The following is a 23,694-nucleotide window of genomic DNA, read 5'->3' on the forward strand; positions in this document are numbered from 1 at the left end:
GCGTCCGGCACAACGCGCAGTACACGTCAGAAGAGGGCAAATGCGCGCCCAGCAAGCGGAATAATCATGAATGAGCTTAACGGATACGATTTCGAAGACCTGCGACCGGGCATGAGTGCCCGGTTCGCCAAGACCATCACGGAGGCGGACATTCTGCTTTTCGCGGGCGCGTCGGGAGACATCAACGCGGTTCACATCGACGAGCAGTTTGCGCAAACCACACCCTTCAAGGGGCGCATCGCTCACGGCATGTTGACCGCCAGCATCATCTCCGCGGCGATCGCGGGGCGGCTGCCCGGCCCGGGCACGATCTACCTCGGCCAGAACCTGCGCTTCAAGGCGCCGGTTCGACCCGGCGACACCGTGCAGGCCGAAGTGACCGTCAAGGAACTGATTCACGACAAGCGCCGCGTGGTGCTGTCCACCGTTTGCACGGTCGGCGGCAAGGTGGTGATCGAAGGCGACGCCGTGGTCATGCCGACAACCTGCCGCGACCGTATCGTCGAGGACGCGGCTTGCGCCGTCAGCAAAGCATGATAGCGAGCCCCGCCATGAGAATGCCATTCAGCATGCCACACGAGTTTTCAACGGGCTGGGTCAATGCCGGCTTCGATTTATGGCGCTTTTCGCCGGTCAAGGATGAATACGCTACGACGGTGCCCGACACCGACGGCTCGGACTTCGATTTCAACTGGCCGGTCGCGCGAGGCTCCGTGACCCACACGAGCGCCCACTACCTGCAACAGCAGGCGCAACTGTGGAGCGACGCCGTCGCCGGATTGGTCGGCGGACGCACGGAGTTGAAGGCGGTCGCCGAACCCGAGCAGGGAGACCGGCGCTTTCACGCCGACGACTGGTCCAGCAACGGCTGGTACAGCCTTCTTAAACAGAGCTATCTGATCAATGCCCGGGCACTCGCGGAGTTCGTCGAGGCGAGCGCGCTCGACGAAAAGGGCAAGCACAAGCTGCGCTTTTTCATGCGCCAGTTCATCGACTTCGCCAGCCCCGCGAATTTCGTCGCGACGAATCCCGAAGTCATCCGGGCGGCGGTGGAATCGGGCGGATCGAGCCTGCTCGCGGGCGTCACGCATCTGCTCGACGATCTGGGCAGCGGCACGATTTCGATCACCGATCAAAGCGCGTTCGAAGTGGGCCGCAGCGTCGCCACGTCCAGTGGCGCGGTGGTCTATGAGAACGATCTGTTTCAGCTGATCCAGTACGAGCCGCTGACACCGAAGGTCGCCGCGCGGCCGCTCGTGATCGTTCCTCCGTGCATCAACAAGTTCTACATCCTGGATCTGCAGCCCGAGAATTCCTTCGTACGCTTCGCCTGCGAGCAGGGCCTGACGGTGTTCGTCGTGTCCTGGCGCAACCCGCAGCAGGACATGGCGCAGACCACGTGGGACGCCTACCTCGAGGACGGCGTGATGCAGGCGATCAGCGTCGCGCGTGCGATTAGCCGGGCCGACCAGGTCAATGCATTGGGCTGGTGCGTGGGCGGCACGATGCTGTCGTCGGCGCTGGCGGTCATGCGTGCGAACGGCGACGACTCCGTGGCCAGCCTCACGCTGCTGACGGCGTTGCTCGACTTCACCGACCCGGGCGATCTCGGCGTGTTCATCGACGAGCAGGGCGTGGCGATGCGCGAGCATACGATCGGCGGCGGGGGGCTCTATCCCGGACGCGAACTCGGCTTCGTATTCCAGTCGCTGCGTGCCAACGATCTGATCTGGCCGAATGTCGTGAACAATTACCTGAAAGGCAAAACCCCGGCCGCGTTCGATCTGCTGTACTGGAACGCGGACACGACCAATCTGCCCGGCCCGATGTACAGCTTCTATCTGCGCAACATGTACCTCGAAAACAGTCTGCGCGTGCCGAACAAACTGAAGTTCTGCGAGACGCCGGTGGATCTCGGCAACATCGATATTCCAGGCTATCTGATGGCGGCCGAGGAAGATCACATCGTGCCGTGGCGATCCGCCTATCAGTCGACGCAACTACTGGGCGGTCAAACCGAGTTCGTGCTGGGGGCAAGCGGCCATATCGCGGGTGTGATCAATCCGGCGTCGAAGAACAAGCGCAGCTACCGAACCAACGATACCTGCGACGAGAACGCCGACGAGTGGCTCGCAACGTCGGTTCAGCAGCGCGGCAGCTGGTGGAATCACTGGATCGACTGGGTCAAGCAGCATTCCGGCGAGCAGGTCGAGGCGCGCACGAAGCTAGGCAACAGGAAGTACAAGGCAATCGAGAGCGCACCGGGCCGCTATGTGAAGCTTCGCGCCGAGTGACCGGATGGCGATAGCGGGTGCGGCGACAACGGAGGGTGATGCTCAGTGCATCACCCTCCGTTTCTTTTGTCTTCACTGCCACCGGCCGTCACTTCGCATGACTCGCGCGCCAGTCGCGCGGCGTCATGTGGAAGCGCGACACGAACCAGTTCGTGAACGATCCCTGTTGCGCGTAGCCGAGAAGCGCCGAGACCCGCCCGATGGGATAGGTGGGGTTGCTCATGTAGCGCACGGCGAGTTCGCCGCGGACTTCCTCGACCTGATCCGAAAAGCTGGTGCCGGCCGAATTCAACTGCCGTTGCATGGTGCGCACGCTCAGATGCAAATAACGTGCAACCAGCTCGGCGTTCGCCCGCTCGAGCGGTAGCAGCAGGTAGATCGCCTTGCGCACTTCCAGCGCGGCCGATTCCGCGGCGCTCGCGTTCGGCGGAGAGGCGAGGCTTTCCGCATAGCGCACGAGTTCAGGATCGGCCAGTGGATTCGGGTAGTCGAGATCGGCGCTCGCACAGACGAACCCGTTGAAGTCGCTGCCGAACACCAGCGGACAGCCGAAGAAGCGTCGATGAAACGTCAGGTCTGTGGGCGCCGGATGCGTGAAGTGGACCTCGCGCGGTTTCCAGAACTTGCCGAGCAGGGCACTGGAGTGGCGCGCGAGCACACCGAGCGCGAGTTCGATCGCCTGCCTTGTCGGGGTACCCCGTTCGACGACGAGTTCCTCCCGAATGGTGACCGTATTGTCCGCGTCCTCGACGTACACCGCCAGCGCTTCGTTGAGCAGATGGCGGTATTCGGCCGCGGCCAGCAACACTTCGCGCAGCGTGCGTTTGTGTGCGAGCAGGACATTGATCACGCCGCTGCCGAAGGTCTGCCGGGTTTCCGCCATTTGCAGCGCGAGGGTCGGGCACGACGCCTTTTCGGCCGTCATTTCCAGTAGCCGGCAACAGGCGGTGGCCGATACGCGATCGTCCGGATTCGCGAGCGCGCCGGCGTCCATGCCGGCCTGTTTCGCGAGTTCGACCGGATTGAGTCCAAGCCGTCGCGTCACTTCGAAATAACCGCTCATGGCTACCGACGTCACCATCGTTTCCATCGTAGTTTCTCCGGACGATTCATACGCTGAGTATTTTTCTTGTCATTAAACACTTGCTTCGCGCAACTATTGGTGTTAACGCGCAGTGGCACGAATCGCTAAAAGGATGGCGTCCAATCAGAAAAGTGTAGCGCGTGATTGCCGTATCGTGGGCACATGTCGTTCGAAGTGTTCCAGCAAATTTTCATGCGACCTCGCGATAGCGGAACACCGTCACTTCAAAACTGGATGGAGGCAAACAAATGCAATTTCTCGACGATTCGTTGCACCCTGAGAATCAGGACAAGGTAGTCATCACCACCGCCCCTTACGGCCCGGAATGGATGCCGGAGGATTTCCCGGAAGACATCCCCGTGACGATGGACGAGCAGATCCAGAAGGCCGTCGATTGCTACAACGCCGGCGCCACGGTATTGCACCTGCACGTGCGCGAACTGGACGGCAAGGGCTCGAAGCGCCTGTCGAAGTTCAATGAACTGATCGCGGGTGTGCGTGCGGCAGTGCCCGACATGATCATTCAGGTCGGTGGCTCGATCTCGTTTGCACCGGAAGACGACGGACAAGCCGCGAAGTGGCTGTCCGACGACACGCGTCATATGCTGGCCGATCTCGATCCGAAGCCCGATCAGGTGACGGTCGCGATCAACACCACGCAAATGAACATCATGGAGCTGCTCTATCCGGAGTATCTGGCAGGCACCTCGCTTTCCAACCCCGCGTTCATGGCCGCCTATAGTGAAATGACGGTGCCGGCTGGCCCCGCATGGGTCGAGGAACACCTGCGCCGCCTGCAGGCTTCGGGCATCCAGCCGCACTTCCAGCTCACCGGCATTCACGCGCTCGAAACGCTCGATCGCCTCGTGCGCAAGGGCATCTACAAGGGCCCGCTGAACCTGACGTGGATCGGTATCGGTGGCGGCTTCGACGGCCCCAATCCATTCAACTTCTTCAACTTCGTGCATCGCGCGCCGGATGGCTGCACGCTCACCGCCGAGTCGCTGCTGAAGAACGTGCTGCCGTTCAACATGATGGCGATGTCGATGGGCCTGCATCCGCGCTGCGGCATCGAGGACACGATCATCGATCAGCACGGCAAGCGTTTCACGTCGGTGCAGCAGATCGAGCAGTGCGTGCGTGTCGCGCGCGAACTGGGGCGCGAAATTGCCACTGGCAAAGAAGCGCGCGAGATCTATCGTATTGGTGTGCAGTACGAGACGGTCGAAGAGACGCTGGTCGCCAACGGTATGGCGCCGAACCGCCAGGCCGGTGTCAGGAACGTGCCGCTTCGCGCGGCGTGATCGCCAGGAGCCCGGGCCGGCGCATTGGCCGAGGCCGGGCTTCATGGCTAACGCTCCCGGTGCATAGCGGGGAGCAGATAGCTGAATCCATAACAGGTCGTCGGCCCACGCGGGCAAGGCGGTCGCCAGGGAATCAGCGTGGAGGGAGACTAAATATGCTCGTTCAGAATGCAGTGCCCACGACGGGCGAAGTTTCGGCAGCTCAGACGGACGTGCGCGCTTATGCGTGGGTGGTGTTTGCGTTGACGGTCGGATTGCTGCTTTCCGACTATATGTCGCGGCAAGTGTTGAATGTCGTGTTCCCGCCGCTCAAGGCGGCATGGCATCTGTCCGACGCGCAGCTGGGTTCGCTCAGCAGCGTGGTCGCGCTGATGGTCGGTGTGCTCACGTTCCCGCTGTCGGTTCTGGCCGACCGCTGGGGGCGCGTGAAGAGCATCGTGTTGATGGCGGCGATGTGGAGTCTCGCTACGGTGGGCTGCGCGATCTCGGCGAACTATGGGCAGTTGCTGCTGGCGCGTGCCTTTGTCGGAATCGGCGAAGCGGCCTATGGCAGTGTCGGTATCGCAGTTGTTCTGAGCATCTTTCCGGTCCGGCTGCGCTCCACGCTGACCGGCACCTTCATGGCGGGCGGCGCGTTCGGCTCGGTGCTGGGCATGGCGCTCGGCGGCGCGGTGGCGGCTCACCTCGGCTGGCGTTCGGCATTCGGCGCCATGGCGGCGATGGGGATCGTGCTGGTCGTGATCTACCGCCTCGTCGTCACCGAAAAGCGTCTTGTGCCGCTGCAGCCGGCGAGCGTGACGAGGCAGGCGCAATCGCGCGGCATGTGCATGAGCCTGCGCGCGCTGATGAAGGGGTTGTTTTCGACGAAGTCCGTGGTGTGCGCCTATGTGGGCAGCGGCCTCCATCTGCTGGTTCCCGCCGCTGTGTGGGCATGGATGCCGAGCTTCCTGAATCGCTACTACGGCATGACCACCGGCAAGGCTGCGATGTGCGCGGCGGTGTTCGTGCTGGTGACCGGGGTGGGCATGGTGGTGTGCGGAAACCTCGCCGACCGGCTCAGCAAGAACATGCGGGAACGCAAGTGGAGCGCCGCGATCGCCTTCTGCCTCGCCTGTTTCGTTCTGCTCGCGATTGGCTTGCGGATGCCCGCGGGGCCGTGGCAGCTGGTCGTGATCGGCGCCGGCATGTTCTTCTGCGCCGGTGCGAGCGGCCCGTCGGGTGCGATGGTGGCGAACCTCACGCCGCCGACGATTCACGCCTCGGCGTTTGCGACCCTGACGCTCGCGAACAACCTGCTGGGTCTCGCGCCGGCGGCTGTTCTCACGGGAATCATCGCCGATCGGATCGGACTGCTGGGCGCGTTGCAACTGGTGCCGTTCGCACCGCTCGTCGCGGCCGCCGCATTCATGATCGGCAAACGGAACTACTCGGGCGATCTGGATCGGCTGAACACGCTGCGCGAGCAGGCCGCACGCTGACATCGCGTGGTGCCGCGCGGACGGCGCGGCGCACGGAACCTGTAACTGCGCCGCTGGCGCAACGAATTCTGCAAAGTGCAGATCAAGTAAAGAATTGGAGAGTCAACATGGCAAAGGCAGTTCGCTTTCATGAAACCGGTGGTCCCGACGTGCTGCGCTACGAGGACGTCGAAGTGGGCAACCCCGGTCCCGGTCAGGTTCGCCTGCGCCATCAGGCAGTGGGCCTCAATTTCGCCGACACCTACTTTCGCAGCGGCCTGTATCCGGTCCCGCTGCCCGCGGGGATGGGCGTGGAGGCCGCGGGCGTGGTCGAGGCCGTTGGCCCGGACGTCACGAACGTCGCGGTGGGTGATCGTGTGACCTACACGGGCTTCATCAATACGCTCGGCGCGTACAGCACCGAACGCCTGATTCCGGCCGCGCCGCTGATCCGGCTGCCCGATGCGATCGACTGCGAAACGGCTGCCGGCATGACCATGCGCGGGTTGACCTCCGCGTATTTGATGCGCCGCATTCACGACTTCAAGGCGGGCGACACGATCCTTCTGCACGCCGCCGCCGGCGGTGTCGGCCTGATCGTTTCGCAATGGGCGAAGCTGCTGGGTCTGACCGTGATCGGCACGGTTTCGACCGAGGCCAAGGGCGAGGTGGCCCGCGCGCACGGCTGTGACCACATCATCAACTACAGCCACGAAGACGTCGCCAGGCGCGTGCGCGAACTGACCGATGGCGTCGGCGTGAACGTCGTGTTCGACAGCGTCGGCAAAGACACCTTCGAGGCCTCGCTCGATTCGCTGAAGCGCCGCGGTCTGCTGGTTTGCGTCGGCACGGCCTCCGGCCCGATCCCGCCGTTCAATCCGCAACTGCTGGCTATGAAAGGCTCGCTCTATCTGACCCGCCCGGCTCTGGCTGACTACATCGCCGACCCGGCCGAGAAGGACGAGCTTGCCGGCGAAATCTTCGGGCTCATCGCCTCGGGACGCATCAAGATCGAGTTGAATCAGCGCTATGCGCTCGAAGATGCGGCGCAAGCCCATCGTGATCTGGAATCGCGCAAGACGACGGGTTCGTCGGTCTTCGTGATCTAAGGAGCTAGCCATGCGAGTCGAACAACTGACGTGCTCGATCGGCGCCGAACTGATGGGGGTGAATCTCGCCCACGCCATCCATGACGATGGCCTGTTTGCCCAGATCCGCTCGGCGCTGCTGAAGCACCGGGTGCTGTTCCTGCGCGACCAGGACATCACGCGTGCCGAACACGTGGCGTTCGCGCGCCGCTTCGGCGAACTGGAAGACCATCCGGTCGCGGGTAGCGATCCGGAAAATCCGGGCCTCGTGCGTATCTACAAGACCCCGGATCAGCCCAACGACCGCTACGAAAACGCGTGGCATGCCGACGCCACCTGGCGCGAAGCGCCGCAGTTCGGTGCCGTGCTGCGCTGCGTCGAGTGTCCGCCCGTCGGCGGCGACACGATGTGGGCGAACATGGTCTTCGCCTACGAGAATCTGCCGGCGCACGTGAAGGCTCAGATTGCGGACCTGCGCGCGCGCCACAGCATCGAGGCGAGCTTCGGTGCCGCGATGCCGATCGAAAAGCGTCTCGCGCTGAAGGCGCAATTTCCGGACGCGGAGCATCCGGTCGTGCGCACGCATCCGGAAACGGAGGAGAAGGTGCTGTTCGTGAGCGCTTTCACGAGCCATTTCACGAACTTTCACACGCCGGAGCGAGTGCGCTTCGGGCAGGACGCGAATCCGGGCGCGGGCGATCTGCTGCGCTATCTGATCAGCCAGGCGTACATCCCCGAGTACCAGGTGCGCTGGCGCTGGCAGAAGAACAGCGTCGCGATCTGGGACAACCGCAGCACGCAGCACTATGCGGTGATGGACTACCCGCCGTGCCACCGCAAGATGGAGCGCGCCGGCATCATCGGCGACAAGCCGTACTGAACTAGCAGGTAGCTTCCCATGAATTACGAATTGAAACCGACCATTCTGATGGTTCCGGGTCTGCGCGACCACGTCGCGGAGCATTGGCAAACCCTGTTGCAGCAACGGCTGCCGAAAGCGCTGTCGGTGCCGCCGCTCGAGCACGACAAGCTCAGTTGCGCGGCACGTGTCGCGGCGCTCGATGTCGCGCTCGCGCGGATCGACGGTCCGGTCATTCTGGTCGCGCATAGCGCTGGCGTGATGATCACCGTGCATTGGGCGGCGCAGCACAAGCGCGAGATTCACGCTGCGTTGCTCGCGGCGCCCGCGGACCTCGAGACGCCGATGCCGGCGGGCTATCCGGAGCTGGATACGCTCGAGCAGAACGGCTGGCTGCCGATTCCGCGCAAGCCGCTGCCGTTTCCGAGCATCGTCGGCGCGAGCCGCAACGATCCGCTCGCGCGCTTCGAGCGGGTGCAGGACATGGCGCAGGACTGGGGCAGCCGCTTCGTCGATCTCGGCGAAGTGGGGCACCTCAACCCTGCTGCGGGCTTTGGCGAATGGCCGATGGCGGAGACGTTGATTCGCCGCCTGGTACTGATGTGACGCGGCCCGCGTCGGATCAGAAGGAGTCCGGGATGTCGCGTCGGATCGTGGTGGGTGTTGCCGGCGAGCTCGCGCCAGGCCAGCGCAAGCTGGCCTTCATCGATGGCCGCAGCATCGTGCTGTTCAACATCGCAGGCACGCTTCACGCCATCGACAACACATGTCCGCACAACGGGGCCTCGCTCGCGAGCGGGAAGCTGGAAGGCTGCATGTTGCGCTGCCCGGCGCACGGTTTGCGGTTCGACGTGCGCACGGGCTGTATGCCGGGAACAGGCGGATTGAGTGTGACGACCTTCCCGGTCGGAATGGTGGATTCAAAGGTGGTGGTGAGTCTCGACGAGCCGAACGCGACGCCCTCTTAGGCGCGAGCCGGCAGCACGACAACGTAGGACGGCCAGGCCGGCTACGAGAAGCCACAACCAATCAGGAGACGGAAAGATGCAAGGCTTGATGATGCAGCAGTCGCTGCTGGTTTCCGCGCTGCTCACGCACGCGGAGCGCCATCACGGCGAACAGGAAATCGTGTCGCGACGCGTGGAAGGAGACATCCATCGTTATTCGTATCGGCACCTCGCGCAGCGCGCGCGCCGAATGGCCAACGCGCTGTCGACGCTCGGCGTCGGCCAGGGCGAGCGCGTCGCGACGCTCGCGTGGAACGGCTATCGCCACATGGAACTCTATTTCGCGGTGTCGGGCTCCGGGTCCGTGCTGCATACGCTGAACCCACGACTGCACGTCGACCAGCTCGCGTACATCATCGAGCATGCGGAAGATCGTGTCGTGTTCTTCGACCTGACCTTTCTGCCGCTGATCGAGAGCGTCGCGCCCCGGGTGAAGAGCCCGAAAGTATTCGTGGCGATGACCGATCGCGCGCACATGCCGCAAGCGAACGACCTGACCGGCATGCTGATGTGCTACGAGGATCTGCTCGAGCTGCAGGACGACGTTTTCGAATGGCCGCTGCTCGATGAAAACAGCGCGTCGTCGCTGTGCTACACGTCGGGCACCACCGGTAATCCGAAGGGCGTGCTGTATAGCCATCGTTCGACCGTGCTGCACACCTACGCGGCGGCGCTGCCCGATTCGCTGAACTGTTCCGCGCGCGACGTGATCCTGCCGGTCGTGCCGATGTTCCATGTGAACGCGTGGGGACTGCCCTATATCGCCTGCATGGTCGGCGCGAAGCTGGTGTTTCCGGGGCCGGCGCTCGACGGCAAGTCGCTCTATGAACTGATCGAAACGGAACACGTGACGCTGTCGGCCGGCGTGCCGACGGTGTGGCAGGGACTGCTCACGCATGTCGATGCGATGGGCGGGACCTTCTCGTCGATGCGACGCACGGTGATCGGCGGCGCGCCGTGTCCGACCGCGATGACCGAGGCGTTCCAGAAGCGCCATCGGGTGGAGGTACTGCACGCGTGGGGCATGACCGAATTGAGCCCGATCGGCACGGTCTGCAGCTTCAAGGCGCATCAGCAGTCGCTGCCGATGGAGGATCAGTACAAGATTCAGGCGAAGCAGGGACGCGCGCTGTTCGGCATCGACATGCGGATCGTCGACTCCCACGGTAATGAATTGCCGTGGGACGGCGAGAGCGCTGGCGATCTGCAGGTGTGCGGTCACTGGGTCACGCAGCAGTACTTCGGCGCCGACGTCGAGTCGCCATTGTGCGACGGCTGGTTTCCGACCGGCGACATCGCGACGATCGACCGGCACGGCTTCATGCAGATCACCGATCGCAGCAAGGACGTGATCAAGTCGGGCGGCGAATGGATCAGTTCGGCGGCGATCGAAAACGTCGCTTATCTGCATCCGGAAGTCTCGACTGCAGTGTGTATCGCCGCACGGCATCCGAAGTGGGACGAACGGCCGCTGCTGCTGGTCGTGAAAAAGCCGGGCAGCGAGCTGACCAGCGACGAACTGCTGTCCTTCTTCAACGGCCGGGTCGCGCGCTGGTGGACTCCCGATGCAGTGGTGTTCGTCGACACGGTGCCTATCGGCGCAACAGGCAAGGTCCTGAAGAACCAGTTACGCGATCAGTTCGGCAACTACTACCTGCCCTGACGCGCGGCTCTCGCAGCAACGCAGTTCGATTCACGCAACAACGCGACCGGGTACGCCCGGCGCACACAAAACCACCAACCATTTGAAGCGACCGCAGCATCGGCTTTTGCGCCACCGCCGGTACGCGAAGGAGACACAATGAAGTTGAAGTCAAGCAGCGCTGTCGTGTTGGCCATTTTCGCCACCGCGGCTCATGCGCAGTCGTCAGTGACGCTTTATGGCGTAGTCGATACGGGGCTGCTGTATCAGAGCACATCGGCGGCTACCTTTCTGCCGCACGCGCCGAACACGGGCAAAATTTATCAGCTGAAGGACGGCGGTATCTATGCGAGCTTCTGGGGTGTGAAGGGAAGCGAAGACATCGGCGGCGGCTACAAGATCAACTTCAAGCTGCAGGGTTCGTTCAACACCGCGAACGGCAAGTTCGGTCTGTCCGACACGCCGGGCGTCACGGCGATCTTCAACCAGTTCGCGACGGTCGGCGCATCAGGGCCGTTCGGTACCTTCGACGCCGGCCGGCAGATCATTCCGATGATCTACGCGATGGCGGAAACCGACGTCCGCGGCGCGCAGTATTTCGGCAGTATTCTGACCGCGTGGCTGGGCATCAATCAGGCGGCCGGCTGGCCAGGCACGAGCACGAACGCGCCGATCGGCGCGCTGTATGACAGCAACGCGCTCGTCTACAACTCGCCGAAATTCCATGGCGCGTCGCTCGCGCTCGAGTACGCGCCGGGCGGCGTCGCCGGTCAGTTCCAGGGCGGTACGCGCGAGTCGGCCGTGCTCAAGTATTCGAACTACGGTCTGAATCTGTCCGCGTTGTATTACAACGGCCACGATACCAACCCGTACCCGATCACCTACCCGGCGGCGCCCGCTATCCCCGCGACCGGGCTTGCGAACAACCGTTTCTACTATTTCGGTGCGATGTACACAATCGCCGGATTTTCGGTGTCGGCCTCGTACGGCGCCGGCAAGAACCCGGCCCATACCAACACCGCGGACTTCGAAATGATCTCGGGGGGCCTCGGCTACCAGTTCAATCCGCGTTTCAAGGTCACGTCCGGGTACTACTACCTGAAAGACAAGAACAACTCGGCGAACCATTCGGGCGAGTTCGCCGTGGGCGCGGAATACAACCTGTCCCAGCGCACCAAGGCTTACGCGCAGGTGGGTTATGTCAACAACAGGGGGACCATGAATCAGACCATCGTCTATGGCGCCCCGGTTGCGCCTGGCGTGTCCACCACGGCGGCCATGGTCGGCATCCGCCATAACTTCTGATTACGTCGCCTATAACAACTGGAGTATTCGATGAAAAGCATTCAGGCACGCGCGTTGGCGATTGCCATATTGATTCTGGCCGCGTCGAGCAACGCATGGTCGCAGTCGGGCCAGACGGCTAGTGCACCTTCGGGGGCACCCGCGATGTCAGCTAGCGCAGCCGCCCCCGTCAGCTCGAGGCAAGCCAATCGCGCGCTGCGTCGGCAGGTGTATGCCGCGATCGGCAAGCACAAGGAGATCAGCGCCGGCAATATAAGCGTCATCGCAAAAGGCGGCGCGGTGACGCTGAGCGGCACGGTCACCGACGTTTCCCAGATCAATCAGGTCGCGGAGATCGCGAAGGGTGTTCCGGGGGTGACTTCGGTGACCAACAAGCTCACGGTGCAAAAGCCGTTCGGCGGGATGTAAAAAGAGCTCACGCATCGGGGGATCAAGCGCGAGGAGCCCAATATAACAATCCACTAGCTGTGGAACAGCGCCGTGTAACGGCGCTGCATCTCTTCAGGCGTGAGCGCTTCGATCTGCGCGCCGAGCATCCATTCGTGGCCGAATGGATCGCGCACGGTCGCCGAGCGCTCGCCATAAAAATGATCGGTTAGCGGGCGGACCACGGTTGCGCCCGCTGCAACCGCTCGTGCGAACAGCTCGTCGACGTCGTCGCAGTGGATATGCAGCATCACACTCGGCCGGCTGTCGCCGGTCGGTCCGAGCATGTCGTGCTCGGGATATTCATCGGACAGCATCACGGTCGCGGGACCGATCTTCACTTCGGCATGACCGATGCGGCCGCCTGGCTCGGTCAGGCGAAACTGCTCGACGCCGCCGAATGCCTGCGCGTAGAACTCGATAGCCCGTGCGGCGTTGCGCACGCGCAGATAGGAGTAGACCTCGTGGATCGCGTTCATCATCACCTCCGGGTGGTTGGCGAATATGGGTTGCCGGACATAATAGTCTGCCCCGATCCGCCAGGCGGTCGCTTGGCTACCCACGGGATTCCATCGCCTTTTGACCAACGATGAATCGAGGTCGCTAGCGCTGCTCCTTCTGAATCAAGCCGCACCTGAATCGCGTCACATTTGTCACTCCCACCATTCGATGTCCGGCGGCCTAAACTACCCCATCATCAGCAGCGAGCGATGCCCGGTGAGCGAATCGCCTTCCGACCCGAACGCACAGGACATCGCTCTAACCCGGAGGTCACGATGACGACGATCAAGTCACCTGAGAAGCGTGGGAAAGATGGACAGCCTGCCATGAAGACACCACCGATTGTGTCGCGGCAAGAGTGGGAGGCCGCGCGCGAGCAGCTGCTCGTCAAGGAGAAAGCCTTGACACGTGCACGCGACGCGCTGGCCGCTGAGCGACGGCGGATGCCATGGCTTGCCGTGGAAAAAACGTATGCGTTCGACGGGCCGGAGGGCAGAGTAAGCCTGCTCGACCTGTTCAGCGGCCGCCGCCAGCTGGTCGTCTATCGCGCCTTTTTCGAGCCCGGCGTGCACGGGTGGCCAGAGCATGCGTGCATTGGCTGTTCCCTGGGGGCCGATCAGGTCTCCCACCTTGCCCATTTGAACGCTCGCGACACTACGCTTGTGTACGCGTCCCGCGCGCCGCAAGCGGATATCGCGCGGCTGAAGACCCGGATGGGCTGGGAGATGATCCCCTGGTACACCATCACCGACAGTTTCGACGCCGACTTCGGCGTGGACGAATGGCACGGCCACAACGCGTTCATCCGGGACGGCGAGCGGGTGTTCCGAACGTACTTCATTAACGGCCGTGGGGACGAGGCGATGGGCACGATCTGGAGCTACCTTGACATGACGGCGCTCGGGCGGCAGGAGACGTGGGAGGATTCGCCGGAGGGCTACCCGCAGAGCCGACCGTACAAGTGGTGGAACTGGAACGACACTTACGTCCCCGGCGCGGCTCCCGATCCGAAGTGGGTCGAGGTGTCAGATGCCGGAGAGGCTGCGTTTCGGAAACGCGACGAGTAGCGCCTGACGCATCATCGATCGCTGTCGTTTCTCCGTCCGATGCTGCAGTCTGCGGGCAAACTGTGAAGCGATGCCCGGATGCGAATGAGCAGTATCGCGGTACGTTCGATGTTTGAAATCGCGTCGTCGTATTGAGCGCGCTCGTGGATCGGCCGTGCGCCAGCCACGAATCCAGGCGGAGATTACAATGACTGGATCGTTACGGCATCCTATCGGTTCAACCGCTTCGTTTCCCCGCTTACGAGGGCCACACTCCGATGAACGCATCCGAACGTATCGACGAACTGATCACGGGACTCACCGACTGGCGCGGCGCGATCTTCGCTCGCATCCGTCAATGCGTGCTCGCGGCGGACCCGGCGATCGTCGAGGAATTCAAGTGGATGGGTAGTCCGGTCTGGTCGCGCGACGGCATGATCGCGGTCGCCAACGCGCACAAGGGTAAGGTCAAGCTGACCTTCGCGCATGGGGCGGACCTGGCCGACCCGGACGGCTTGTTCAACGCAGGCCTCGAAGGCAACGCGAGGCGCGCTATCGACTTCTTCGAGCGCGACGGGGTCGACGAGCGCGCACTGAAAGCGCTGGTGCGCGCCGCAATCGACTATAACCAGAATCATCTGAAGAAGAACCTGCGCGGTGCACTAACGAAAGCCGGCCGTAAGCGGGCGTCCGGCGACGCCTGAGGCCGGCACGTCTGCTCGCCAGCTCCGCCGCGCCGCCAGCCCCGGTGGGTAGATACCAGAATTGATATCGATATCACCCGAAATATAATTGGAAAGATATCAACTCGCTCCGTACACTTCACCATCCCTGGACACTGAGCGGCAACCTTGCGGCGTACGCCGGGCGGGCCGCTTCAGTCAAATTGGCCGGTGAGGGTCCCGGCACATGCATCAAGGACCTAGCATGTCGGAAAAAAAGCGGAAATTGCGCTCGGCCGAGTGGTTCGGCACGGCTGACAAGAACGGCTTCATGTATCGAAGCTGGATGAAGAATCAGGGCATTCCCGATCATGAGTTCGACGGGCGCCCCGTGATCGGTATCTGCAACACGTGGTCCGAGCTGACGCCGTGCAACGCGCACTTTCGCAAGCTCGCCGAGCACGTGAAGCGCGGCGTCTATGAAGCGGGCGGCTTCCCGGTCGAGTTCCCGGTGTTTTCCAACGGCGAATCGAATCTGCGTCCGACCGCGATGCTCACGCGCAATCTCGCGGCGATGGATGTCGAGGAGGCAATCCGCGGCAATCCGATCGACGCGGTCGTGCTACTGACCGGCTGCGACAAGACGACCCCCGCGCTGCTGATGGGCGCGGCGAGCTGCGACGTGCCGGCGATCGTCGTGACCGGCGGCCCGATGCTGAACGGCAAGCTCGACGGCAAGAACATCGGCTCTGGCACCGCGGTGTGGCAGCTGCACGAATCGCTGAAGGCCGGCGAGATCGATCTGCATCAGTTCCTGTCGGCCGAGGCGGGCATGTCGCGCTCGGCGGGCACCTGCAACACGATGGGCACCGCGTCGACGATGGCCTGCATGGCCGAGGCGCTCGGCACGTCGCTGCCGCACAACGCGGCGATTCCCGCGGTCGACTCGCGCCGCTACGTGCTTGCGCATATGTCGGGAATCCGCATCGTCGAAATGGCGCTCGAAGACCTGAAGCTGTCGAAGATCCTCACGCGCGAGGCGTTCGTCAACGCGATTCGCGTCAATGCGGCGATCGGCGGCTCGACCAACGCGGTGATTCATCTGAAGGCCATCGCGGGGCGCATCGGTATCGATCTCGAACTCGACGACTGGGTGCGCATCGGCCGCGACACGCCGACGATCGTCGACCTGATGCCGTCGGGCCGTTTCCTGATGGAAGAGTTTTATTACGCGGGCGGCCTGCCGGCCGTGCTGCGCCGGCTCGGCGAAGCGAACCTGCTGCCGCATCCGGACGCGTTGACGGTCAACGGCAAGTCGCTGTGGGACAACGTGAAGGATGCACCCAACACCAACGACGAAGTGATCCGTCCGCTCGACAAGCCGCTCGTCGCCGATGGCGGCATCCGCGTGCTGCGCGGCAATCTCGCGCCGCGCGGCGCGGTGCTGAAGCCGTCGGCGGCGACACCCGAATTGCTCAAGCATCGCGGACGCGCGGTCGTGTTCGAGAACCTGGAGCACTACAAGGCGCGCATCGTCGACGAGACGCTCGACGTCGACGCGAATTCGGTGCTGGTGATGAAGAACTGTGGGCCGAAGGGTTATCCGGGCATGGCCGAAGTCGGCAACATGGGCCTGCCGCCGAAGCTGCTGAGGCAGGGAGTGAAGGACATGGTGCGCATCTCCGATGCGCGCATGAGCGGCACCGCCTACGGCACCGTGGTGCTGCACGTGACGCCGGAAGCGGCGGCCGGCGGCCCGCTCGCCGCGGTGCAGGACGGCGACTGGATCGAGCTCGATTGCGACGCGGGCACGCTGCACCTCGATGTCAGCGACGCGGAACTCGAGCGCCGTCTCGCGCAGCATGTGCCGCCCCAGCCGCCGGAAGGTGGCGGCTACCGGCGCCTGTATATCGATCACGTGCTGCAGGCCGACGAGGGTTGCGACCTCGACTTCCTCGTGGGGTGTCGAGGTTCCGCGGTGCCGCGGCATTCGCACTGACGCGCCGTTGCAACGGCAACGGCTCGGCCCATGACCGTGCGGGCGATGCATTCGTGCATCGCCCGCATTTTTTTTGACCTGTCGTTGGCGTTCGCGGCGCAGTTGCCTTGGATGGTGCGCCGCTAATGGCTAATGGCTAATGGCTATTGGCCGAGGTTGTCGACCGCGTCGAGCACGAGCCCGAAGAACTCGTTCGCCGCGGCCGGATTCAGCCAGCGCACGATCACCGTCATGCGCCGCTCCGGTTCGACCCACGTGAACGAACTGCCTGCGCCGACGCCGAAATAGCTCGACTCCGGCACGTTCGGGAACACCTTGCGCCCGGTGTTGAGCCACACGAGGTAGCCATAGAACGGCGCGATCGCGCACGGCGTGCGCATGCGCGCGATCCATTCGGAGGACAGCACGCGCTGGCCGTTCGCGACGCCGTCGTCGAGCAGCATCTGCGCGACCTTCAACTGATCGTTCGCGCTGACCGACATGCCGCCGCCCCAGTGCGTGCCGCCCGGCACCGACTGCATGCGTCGCCCGTCGATTTCGACCCACGCATTGTCGTAGCCGATCCATTGCCAGTTTTCGCTCGCGCCCGAAGGCCGCATGATCGCTTCGCGAAACACCTCGGGCAGCGGCTGACGGAACAGATGCAGCAGCGCGAGCGAGAACTGGTTGATGCGGACGTCGTTGTATTCCCAGTACGTGCCCGGCCGTTGCGGCGGACGCAGATCGCCTTTTTTGCCATCGGGCGGCGCGGCGAAATTGACCGCACGGTAGTGATCCGCCTGATCCGACAAACCGAAGTACGTGCCGCGCCATTCGCTCGTTTGCTGCAGTAGATGCGCCCAGCTGATCGGCGCGTTGTGTTCATCGTCGAAGCCGATGTCGGGTACGCGCACGCGCACCGGTTCGTCGACGTCGGGCAACAGGCCGCGATCGTGCGCGACGCCGGCCAGCAGCGCGAGGTACATCTTCGCGACACTGAAGGTCAGGTCGGCGCGATCCGGTTCGCCCCAGCTCGTCAGCACGCGGCCGTCGACGGCGATCGCGCCCGACACCGGCCCGCGATCATGCACGGGACCGAGCAGCCTGTTCCACGGCGGCGGGTCGTTCACGTGCACACCCCATGCGCCACCCACATGGCGGTCCCAAAGCGATTCATGATCCACCGCGAACTGCACGGCTTGCTGCAAACGGTCTTGCATGGATAAGTTCCTGTCGGTTCAACGAAGCCCGGAGGCAGAGACTCAGCGTGTGTGCAGTCGCACGCGTGCCCACATCACGGTGAAAAGGCTGAGCACGGCCGCGAGCATCAGATAGAGTCCGGGCGCGAGATTATTGCCGGTCGCCGCGATCAGCGCGGCAACGGCGAGCGGCGTGAAGCCCCCGAACACGGTGGTGCCGATGTTGTAGCCGAACGCCATGCCGGTCGTGCGCGTGCGGGTCGGGAACAGCTCGGACATCAAGGCCGGAATCGGCGCGAAGTAGGTCGCCTTCAGCAACGCGACCCACGTGACCGCGGCAAGCAACGAGCCGAGCGACGGGCGCGCGTTCATCAGCACGAAGGCGGGATACACGGTCGCGAAGAACAGCACGCCGGCGCCGAGCATGATGCGCACGCGGCCCACCTTGTCCGACAGATGACCGACGACCGGCGTGAGCACCATCATGATCAGACCGGCCGCGAGCGTCGCGATGAAGCCCGACGACGGTGCGAGTCCGAGCTGCCGCGCCGCGTAGGTCGGCATGTAGAGCAGCATGTAGTTGGCCGTGGTGGTCAGCACGAGCACGCCGATCGACACGAGCACCCGTTCCTTTTGCGTCGCGAGCAGTTCTCGCACCGGTGCGGCGGATTTTTCCGCGCGCTCGAACTCCGGCGTTTCGTCGATGCGGCGGCGAATGTAGAGCCCGACCGGACCGATCAGCATGCCGAACAGGAACGGAATGCGCCAGCCCCAGCCTTCGAGTTGCGCGGTCGTCAGCGTGCTCGTCAACACCGCGCCGAACAGCGACGCCAGCACCGTGCTCGCGCCCTGGCTCGAGAACTGCCAGCTCGCCATGAAGCCTTTGCGCTCCGGCGCATGTTCGATCAGAAACGCGGTCGAACTGCCGAACTCGCCGCCCGCCGAGAATCCTTGCAACAGCCGCGACGCGAATACGCCGATCGGCGCGAGCACGCCGATCGCCGCATACGACGGCATCAACGCGATCATGCCGGTGCCGAGCGTCATCATCGCAATCGATAGCGTCAACGATGCCTTGCGGCCTTTGCGGTCGCTGAACGAGCCGAGCGCGAGCGCGCCGATCGGTCGCGCGAGATACGACAGCGCGAAGGTGCCGAGCGTGAGCAGCAGCGACACGGTGCGGTCGTGCACCGGAAAAAACGTGCGCGACAGCACGGCCGCGAAGTAGCCGTACACGACCAGATCGTAGAACTCCAGTGCGTTGCCGATCGAGGTCGCGAGAATCAGCCGCGATACGCTCGAGCGCGAAGTGTGCCGCGCGAGCGCGTCGGCGGTGGTGACGGAGTCCATGCTCATGACGAAGTCCTCTGGCGGCATTGGGAGGCGCGCCGGCAGTGTCGCGTGAGCGGCGCGGGCGCGGGATCGAAGCGTGTGACCCGATGTTGGGGTGGACGATATTTATAGACAATTGCAATATTTGGCAGATATCGTTGCCGAAACGGCAAAGCGGAATCGAGATGACCCAGCTATTCGATATCGCATGCAGTCTCGAAGGCCTCGCGTTCGATCCGGCGTTCGTCGAATTGCTGACGGGCGCGATCGAGAATCCGGCGTTGGTCGACTGATTTCGCGCCGCAAAAGAAAAAGCGCCCCGTAGGGCGCTTTCCATCGATTCAATCAGGCAGGGAACACAGGTGTTCCCCACCGCGAACCGTCTGCTTAGAACTTGTGACGCAGACCGACACGGAACGCCAGCTGGTTGTCGGCGCCGACGCCCGACGTGCTGAAGTAGCTCGTGCTCGAACCGATCTGTGCCTGCAGATCCTGCGTGCCGTTGCGGCCCGACGCGATCTGATAGATGCCCAGCACGTACACGTCCGTGCGCTTCGACAGCGCGTAGTCGCCGCTCAGGTTCACCTGGTTCCAGTGACCGACGTTCGCGCCGCTCAGGTGCATGTACGTGTAGCCCGCGCCTGCCGTGATAGCCGGCGTGACCGCGTACTTCGCGCCTGCTTCGTAGGCGGCGAACGTGGTCGACCCACCCGAGATCGGTGCGAGGCGCGTGTTCGTGTACAGGGCCCACAGCGTCGCCGGGCCGAATGCGTAGCGGCCGCCAACGCCGAACGTGCGCAGATCCTGGATCTGGCCGTTGCCGATCGTCGGGAAGCTGACGTTAGCCAGCGAAGTCGAGAAGGCCGGCGATGCCTGGCCCGGATAACGGATGTCCGTGTACGCCGCGCCGATACCGAACGGGCCGTTCGCGTAGTTCGCGCCGAAGCTGTAAGCGCGCGACGAACCTGCCACCGGGGCAGTGGACGTGCCCGTACCCGGCGTGCCGGCAAAGCCGCCTGCCGTGTTCGAGAAGCCGTACATCGCGCCGAAGGTCAGGCCGGAGAAGTTCGCGCTGCTGAACTTGACCGAGTTGTTGATACGGCTCGACGTGAGCTGGTCGACGTCGTTGATGTGGTAAGCGTAGTTGCCCGCGACGGTCTGGCCGCCGGTCGCGTAGTTGGAGCCGAGGTAGTCGGTCGAGAACGAGTACTGGCGACCGAACGTCAGCGAGCCGACGTTGTTCTGCGACACGCCGACGTACGCCTGGCGCCCGAACATCGCGCCGCCCTGGCCGGCGGTGCCGTTCCCGCTGTTGAAGCCGTTTTCCAACACGAACAGCGCTTTCAGGCCGTTACCGAGGTCTTCCGTGCCACGCAGGCCCCAACGGCTGCCGTTCGCGACGCCGTCGTCGTACTTGGTCAGGCTGCTGTGGCCGGTGGCCGTTTTCGAGTTGTTCACGTAGCTGATACCGGCATCGATCAGACCGTACAGCGTGACGCTGCTTTGTGCGTGAGCGGCGGAGGCGAAGACGGCAAACGTAGCGGTGGTCAGGATTTTCTTGTTCAAAATACTTCTCCGAGTTAGCAAATTTTGGCGATCGCGACGCGCTGCTCTGTGGCAACGTCGCGCGATGGCCGGCAATTTAAGGGAACGCTGAGTAAGGTATGTGACACTGAAAAATTCTTTTCACGGTGTCGTGTCGGCGCGACACTTTGCGTGTGCACCGGAGGCAGGTGTATCGGTGGCGGGGCGGGTCGGTCGACCCTGGAGTGAGGCTGGACGCGTGGCAGCGAATCGCCCGCCTGGCGGCGGGCGATCGGTTATTTCAGCTGGTGCGTGAAAATTCAGTTACATGGTCGGCCGCGACTGCAGCGACGGTCGCAGCGGCTCTGGCCTCAGTTGCTCAGCAACGAGCCGCTGCGGAACGGCGTCTGGCCGGCGATGCGCGCGAATTCGAGGCCGGCCGTCGCGAAACGCGCCAGATGCCGCGCGTACACCACGCCGGCCACGGTGTTTTTGATCGTGACGACGCGGTCCGTCAACGGATCGACGATGTCCGCGATTTCCTGGCCCACGTCCACCCACGTGCCGACCTCGCAGCGGTAGACGAGCACGCCGCTGATCGGCGCGACGAGCGGCTCGGCGCCTGCGAGCGGCGTCGCCGCGAATTCGAGCGGCGGCATCGGCGCCGGCTCGCCATCGACCACGCCGCGCGAGGTCAGATACTCGATGATCGCCTGCGCGTCTTTTTCCGCGAGTTCGTGCGACACATCGCGCTGGCCGCGCAGCTCGATCGTGACCGAGATGCCGCCGTTCGGGATTGGGAAACGCTCGCCGAAACGGCCGCGCAGATCCGACCAGCAGAAGCTGTGGATCTCGTCGAACGGATTGCCGACCGAGTTCAGCGCGAGCAGCGACGCCTTCGCGTCCAGGTAGCGCGCGAGCGGCTCGACTTCGGGCCACAGGTCCGGATTGGTGTACAGGTGCATCGCGGCTTCCCAGTCGCAATGCAGATCGAGCACGACGTCGGCGTCGTACGAGAGCTTTTGCAGCGCGAGGCGTTGCGAGCCGAGTTCGGTGGTCGGTTGCTGCGCGTCGAGCGCTTCGCGCATCGCCGTGCGGATGGCGGCGCGGTTCGCGTCGATGTCGCTGGTCAGACGCGATTCGATGAACGGCTGCACGAGTTCCGCGAGGTCGTAGAAGTTGCGGTTGAAGTTCTGCGCGCTGCCGGTTTCGAAGCGGCCGAGCATCTGGCCGAGCAGATGCTGATTAAGGCCGATCGGGTTCGGCACCGGCACGACCACGACTTCGCCACGCAGCTTGCCCGCGGCTTCGAGCGCGGCCAGCTTGCGGCGCAGCGACCACGACACCAGCATCCCGGGCAGTTCGTCCGCATGCAGCGACGACTGGATATAGATTTTCTGGCCGCCGCCGGGACCGTAGTGGAAACTCGTCAGTTCACGGGCGGTGCCAAGCGACGGGGCAATCAGCGGATGGGTCTGGGTTTGCATGGTTTTGGCTTCGCGGCCCGTTCGGAGCAGCCGCGCTAGGTGGTTGATTGCAAGGGGAAAGATGCGCGCCGGCAGCGCGCGTGGTCCGCATACGCGGACTGCGGCAACCTGTCTCAGGGGAGCCGCGTCTCGCACGATCTTAGCCGATATGCCACACGATATGGCTTGATGTGGCTAGATGTGGAGCCGCAAAAAGAAAACGGGCTCCGCGTCGCGGAGCCCGTTTCGGGCAAGCTGCCGGCGCGCCGTGCGGCGCGCGTGGGCGATTTAGCCGCCGTACACGTCGAAGTCGAAGTACTTCTTCTCGATCTTCTTGTAGGTGCCGTCCTTGATCATGTCGGCGATCGCCTTGTCGACCTTCGCCTTCAGATCGGTGTCTTCCTTGCGCATGCCGATGCCGGCGCCATTGCCGAGGATCTTCGGATCGTCGAGGTCCTTGCCGACGAACGCGAAGCCCTTGCCGCGCGGCGTCTTCAGGAAGCCCTGGTCAGCCTGCACCGCGTCTTGCAGCGCTGCGTCCAGACGGCCCGAGATCAGGTCGGCGTAAACCTGGTCCTGGTTCTGATACGGCACGACTTTCGCGCCCGCCGGTTCCCAGTAGGTCTTCGCGTAGGTTTCCTGGATGGTGCCCTGTTCGACGCCCACCGTCTTGCCCTTCAGCGATTCAGGGGTCGGCAGGATGCCCGAGCCCTGCTTCGCGACGAGGCGCGTCGGCGTGTTGAACAGCTTCGACGAGAAAGCGATCTGTTCGGCGCGTTGCGGCGTCATCGACATCGACGACAGCACGCCGTCGAACTTCTTCGCCTTCAGTGCCGGGATCATGCCGTCGAAATCGTTTTCCACCCACACGCACTTCGCACCGACGCGCTTGCAGATTTCGTTGCCGAGGTCGATATCGAAGCCAACGAGCTTGCCGTCCGCGCCTTTCGACTCGAACGGGGGATAGCTGGCATCAACGCCAAAACGGATCGTCGACCAATCTTTAGCGTGTGCGCCAATCGAGACGGTGGCAAGCAGAGCAACCGTCAAAGCCGCTAGCAGTTTTTTCACTGTTTTAACTCCTCGTGTAGTTCAATTACGCCCTCGGCGGTTGTGCCGCCTTGGGACGCCCGGCGCGTCTCGCAAACGGGCTTCTGGTCAGGATGCAAGCCGGGGTGGCCTGCAACGCGCGCCAAGCTTATCAGTTCAAAAATATTGGGAAGCTAGTAAAACACCGGATGGCGCGGGAGGAGGTCCTCTAGAGCAACGCTTGCGCCCCAGCCGGTGTGACCGGATCGTACACCGTTGGTGGGGTTTGCGTAACGCGGATGCAATGCACGAGCGGTAATAGAGGGGCCGGCGAGCGTAATCGAGCGGGATTTACGCCGGTTTTCTCGCGAGTTCACCGAAAACCGGTTTGAAACGCGAGTTTGAAACCTGGACGGATCGTTAAAGCTCGCGACTGAATTTGCCGTTAATTAAGAGCGGCCTCGAGGCTATTGCCCTGCACGTTATTACCA

At 63.4% G+C, this 23,694-nt stretch carries 21 protein-coding genes; 14 read left to right on the forward strand and 7 right to left on the reverse strand.

Annotation, left to right across the window (positions count from 1 at the left end; all coding sequences use genetic code 11):
* Positions 1 to 66 precede the first annotated feature (66 nt).
* Positions 67 to 537, forward strand: coding sequence for a MaoC family dehydratase (locus OKW41_RS08450; RefSeq protein WP_429572165.1), 471 nt, complete (start codon positions 67 to 69; stop codon positions 535 to 537).
* A gap of 14 nt (positions 538 to 551) precedes the next feature.
* A complete protein-coding gene (gene phaC, locus OKW41_RS08455) occupies positions 552 to 2,294 on the forward strand; it encodes a class I poly(R)-hydroxyalkanoic acid synthase (RefSeq protein WP_429572166.1) in 1,743 nt (580 codons plus the stop codon).
* An 88-nt stretch (positions 2,295 to 2,382) separates the two neighbouring features.
* Here the strand turns inward: phaC and OKW41_RS08460 are convergent, their stop codons facing one another.
* Positions 2,383 to 3,384, reverse strand: coding sequence for an AraC family transcriptional regulator (locus OKW41_RS08460; RefSeq protein WP_429572167.1), 1,002 nt, complete (start codon positions 3,382 to 3,384; stop codon positions 2,383 to 2,385).
* A gap of 242 nt (positions 3,385 to 3,626) precedes the next feature.
* Between OKW41_RS08460 and OKW41_RS08465 the strand changes: the two genes are divergently transcribed.
* The 9 genes from OKW41_RS08465 to OKW41_RS08505 all read left to right on the forward strand — a co-directional run bounded on the left by OKW41_RS08465 (position 3,627) and on the right by OKW41_RS08505 (position 12,448).
* The gene (locus OKW41_RS08465) at positions 3,627 to 4,682 is read left to right on the forward strand and encodes a 3-keto-5-aminohexanoate cleavage protein (protein WP_429572168.1); all 1,056 of its coding nucleotides are present in this window, start codon (positions 3,627 to 3,629) and stop codon (positions 4,680 to 4,682) included.
* A 155-nt stretch (positions 4,683 to 4,837) separates the two neighbouring features.
* Positions 4,838 to 6,160, forward strand: a complete 1,323-nt coding sequence (locus OKW41_RS08470; protein WP_429572169.1) for an MFS transporter — start codon at positions 4,838 to 4,840, stop codon at positions 6,158 to 6,160.
* 107 nt (positions 6,161 to 6,267) lie between these two features.
* Positions 6,268 to 7,248, forward strand: coding sequence for a quinone oxidoreductase family protein (locus OKW41_RS08475; protein WP_429446227.1), 981 nt, complete (start codon positions 6,268 to 6,270; stop codon positions 7,246 to 7,248).
* A gap of 10 nt (positions 7,249 to 7,258) precedes the next feature.
* On the forward strand, positions 7,259 to 8,107 hold the full coding sequence (locus OKW41_RS08480) for a TauD/TfdA dioxygenase family protein (RefSeq protein WP_429572170.1): 849 nt from the start codon (positions 7,259 to 7,261) through the stop codon (positions 8,105 to 8,107).
* 18 nt (positions 8,108 to 8,125) lie between these two features.
* Positions 8,126 to 8,692 carry an RBBP9/YdeN family alpha/beta hydrolase gene (locus OKW41_RS08485; RefSeq protein WP_429572171.1) on the forward strand — a complete coding sequence of 189 codons (567 nt, stop codon included), beginning with the start codon at positions 8,126 to 8,128 and terminating at the stop codon, positions 8,690 to 8,692.
* 32 nt (positions 8,693 to 8,724) lie between these two features.
* On the forward strand, positions 8,725 to 9,054 hold the full coding sequence (locus tag OKW41_RS08490) for a Rieske (2Fe-2S) protein (RefSeq protein WP_429446233.1): 330 nt from the start codon (positions 8,725 to 8,727) through the stop codon (positions 9,052 to 9,054).
* A gap of 76 nt (positions 9,055 to 9,130) precedes the next feature.
* The gene (locus OKW41_RS08495) at positions 9,131 to 10,756 is read left to right on the forward strand and encodes a 3-(methylthio)propionyl-CoA ligase (RefSeq protein ID WP_429572172.1); all 1,626 of its coding nucleotides are present in this window, start codon (positions 9,131 to 9,133) and stop codon (positions 10,754 to 10,756) included.
* 138 nt (positions 10,757 to 10,894) lie between these two features.
* Positions 10,895 to 12,040 (forward strand): porin, encoded by a 1,146-nt coding sequence (locus OKW41_RS08500; protein ID WP_429572173.1) that lies wholly within the window; start codon positions 10,895 to 10,897, stop codon positions 12,038 to 12,040.
* A gap of 30 nt (positions 12,041 to 12,070) precedes the next feature.
* Complete coding sequence (locus OKW41_RS08505) at positions 12,071 to 12,448, forward strand: BON domain-containing protein (protein WP_429572174.1); 378 nt, start codon at positions 12,071 to 12,073, stop codon at positions 12,446 to 12,448.
* 53 nt (positions 12,449 to 12,501) lie between these two features.
* Here the strand turns inward: OKW41_RS08505 and OKW41_RS08510 are convergent, their stop codons facing one another.
* Positions 12,502 to 12,945, reverse strand: a complete 444-nt coding sequence (locus OKW41_RS08510; protein ID WP_429446241.1) for a VOC family protein — start codon at positions 12,943 to 12,945, stop codon at positions 12,502 to 12,504.
* A gap of 297 nt (positions 12,946 to 13,242) precedes the next feature.
* Here OKW41_RS08510 and OKW41_RS08515 point away from each other — a divergent pair, with 297 nt between their 5' ends.
* The 3 genes from OKW41_RS08515 (at position 13,243) to OKW41_RS08525 (ending at position 16,674) form a co-directional block, all read left to right on the forward strand.
* Positions 13,243 to 14,034 (forward strand): DUF899 domain-containing protein, encoded by a 792-nt coding sequence (locus OKW41_RS08515; protein ID WP_429572175.1) that lies wholly within the window; start codon positions 13,243 to 13,245, stop codon positions 14,032 to 14,034.
* Between the two features lie 257 nt (positions 14,035 to 14,291).
* Entirely contained in the window at positions 14,292 to 14,717 is a 426-nt protein-coding gene (locus OKW41_RS08520) for a DUF1801 domain-containing protein (RefSeq protein ID WP_429572176.1), read from the forward strand.
* 223 nt (positions 14,718 to 14,940) lie between these two features.
* The gene (locus tag OKW41_RS08525; RefSeq protein ID WP_184039247.1) at positions 14,941 to 16,674 is read left to right on the forward strand and encodes an IlvD/Edd family dehydratase; all 1,734 of its coding nucleotides are present in this window, start codon (positions 14,941 to 14,943) and stop codon (positions 16,672 to 16,674) included.
* 143 nt (positions 16,675 to 16,817) lie between these two features.
* On the opposite strand, the gene OKW41_RS08530 is transcribed toward OKW41_RS08525, so the two are convergent.
* From OKW41_RS08530 to OKW41_RS08550, 5 genes are all read right to left on the reverse strand, one after another.
* Positions 16,818 to 17,873, reverse strand: coding sequence for a serine hydrolase domain-containing protein (locus OKW41_RS08530; RefSeq protein WP_429572177.1), 1,056 nt, complete (start codon positions 17,871 to 17,873; stop codon positions 16,818 to 16,820).
* A 42-nt stretch (positions 17,874 to 17,915) separates the two neighbouring features.
* Positions 17,916 to 19,208, reverse strand: coding sequence for an MFS transporter (locus tag OKW41_RS08535; protein ID WP_429572178.1), 1,293 nt, complete (start codon positions 19,206 to 19,208; stop codon positions 17,916 to 17,918).
* A gap of 363 nt (positions 19,209 to 19,571) precedes the next feature.
* Positions 19,572 to 20,750 carry a porin gene (locus OKW41_RS08540; RefSeq protein WP_429446253.1) on the reverse strand — a complete coding sequence of 393 codons (1,179 nt, stop codon included), beginning with the start codon at positions 20,748 to 20,750 and terminating at the stop codon, positions 19,572 to 19,574.
* A 329-nt stretch (positions 20,751 to 21,079) separates the two neighbouring features.
* The gene (locus OKW41_RS08545) at positions 21,080 to 22,195 is read right to left on the reverse strand and encodes a succinylglutamate desuccinylase/aspartoacylase family protein (RefSeq protein ID WP_429572179.1); all 1,116 of its coding nucleotides are present in this window, start codon (positions 22,193 to 22,195) and stop codon (positions 21,080 to 21,082) included.
* A gap of 267 nt (positions 22,196 to 22,462) precedes the next feature.
* Positions 22,463 to 23,245, reverse strand: coding sequence for an ABC transporter substrate-binding protein (locus OKW41_RS08550; RefSeq protein WP_429572180.1), 783 nt, complete (start codon positions 23,243 to 23,245; stop codon positions 22,463 to 22,465).
* Between the last annotated feature and the right edge of the window lie 449 nt (positions 23,246 to 23,694).

Origin of the sequence: Paraburkholderia sp. UCT70 (genome assembly GCF_050434085.1) — a bacterium.
GTDB classification, from domain to species: domain Bacteria; phylum Pseudomonadota; class Gammaproteobacteria; order Burkholderiales; family Burkholderiaceae; genus Paraburkholderia; species Paraburkholderia tuberum.